The sequence below is a fragment of the Pseudomonas cichorii genome (genome assembly GCF_019719005.1).
Classification (GTDB): Bacteria; Pseudomonadota; Gammaproteobacteria; order Pseudomonadales; family Pseudomonadaceae; genus Aquipseudomonas; species Aquipseudomonas cichorii_E.
This window is the reverse complement of record NZ_JAIGPJ010000081.1, coordinates 1-1,571: the sequence shown is the minus strand read 5'-3', so window position 1 is coordinate 1,571 and position 1,571 is coordinate 1. Positions and strand designations below refer to the sequence as shown.

1 pseudogene is annotated in these 1,571 nt (G+C 61.2%); it reads left to right on the top strand.

What is annotated here, in order from left to right:
* Nucleotides 1–1,571: pseudogene (locus tag K5D32_RS25665) on the top strand (hypothetical protein); the annotation flags it as partial.

The window sequence follows — 1,571 nt, the reverse complement described above, 5'->3', positions numbered from 1 at the left end:
TGGCTGGGCAGCGTCCCGGACAAATACAGCTCGCTGCTGATTGCCCTGGACGACCCGCTGGGTGTGCTCAATGACCTGGGCCTGCAACTGGCGGGGGATCAGGCGGCCTTTCAGACCTGGCAACAGGAGCACGAGCACAAACTGCAGATGGCCCAGACCGTGGCGCTGCTCTGCGGTGCCAATGGTGACCTGCAACAATTACCCGAATCGGTGCGCGATGACCGCCTCAAGACGCAGCAGTACCTGAGCGAGCTGGAAACCTGTTTCGATCAGATGGACCAGGAGGACATGCTGACCCAGCATGGCAACTCGCTGGGTGGCTATTTGGGCACCGGCGACATGTTCAAGAGTGTGGACATGCGCCATACGTTGCGTACCCGTTATGGCCGCTACCCGTCCCAGGAAGATCGTCAGGCCTGGAAGGATCGCGAAAAGTGGCGTCGTGAAGTCGACCTCGAAGGCGCACGCGCCTATCTGCAAGAACACCTGCCCCTCAGCGAAACCCTGCTGCAGCAGGTGCGCGACACCCAGTCCGACTTTCAGGCCTGGGCCGAGCACCTGGGCAACGACCCGCTCCGGCTGTTCATCGACACCACCCACCCCAATACCCTGCTGTACCTGCAAACCGTCATGACCCATCTGCTGGTCGTGTATGGGCAGGATCAGCAGGCCAGTGCCTGGCTGGCCGAGCAGGAGGCCAGCGGCAGCAGCCTGTTCGGGACGATGCGCTACGGATTTTCTCCTGCCCTCAAGGAAGCCCTGCATCAGGAAGCCAACGCGCTGCTCAACGGCCTTGGCGACTTCACCAACCTCGCCACCCGCGCCGGTGAACTCAATGCCGCACTCAATCATCAGGGTTTCGCCGACGCGGCCTGGATGAAAAAGCTCAAGCAACCGGTGCGGGACACCTTCAAGGCCCTGCGCGAACTGGCGGGTGGTGCAGGCAAGACGATTGCCGAAAACATGCTGCTGGCCTGGGTGCCGGTGGACAGCCGTCTGGCCCTGGGCAAAAGCCAGAACCTCGGGGCCTTGATCCGCAACTTCATGATCGGCCAGATTCTGGCCAACAGCCCGGCACTGAGCCGCCTCAACGAACAGATTGCCTCCAGACTGAAACAGTGGAAGCGCGAGCAGCGTCATTTGATCAAACAGATCGACGACACCCGCCATAACTGGCTCTATCCCCTCGCTCCCCGAGAACGCCGACACCTGGCGCGCCAGCTGCAATCACGACTGGACGCCCTGCGCCTGCATGAACTGAACATCCCGGGGCTGCTGGACTTCCAGAACAACCAGTACGCTCAGCTGCTACAGGACGAAATCCGCGCCTTCTTCAAATCCGGCCTGGACGTCGCCAAGGACTGGCACACCCGCGCCAAGGCCTGGAGCGAGCGCCTCGGAGGCTTTGGTGCAGCGATTACCTGGGGCGTCATCCTCATCAACTTCATCAACACCGCCTTCCTCTACGAAGACCTGACCCGCGATGGCGACTTCAGCGCCAAGGATATCGTCAAGGTCGGTTACAGCCTGGGGTACAGCTTCAACCTGTTGATGGCAGTGTTTGTTGAAGC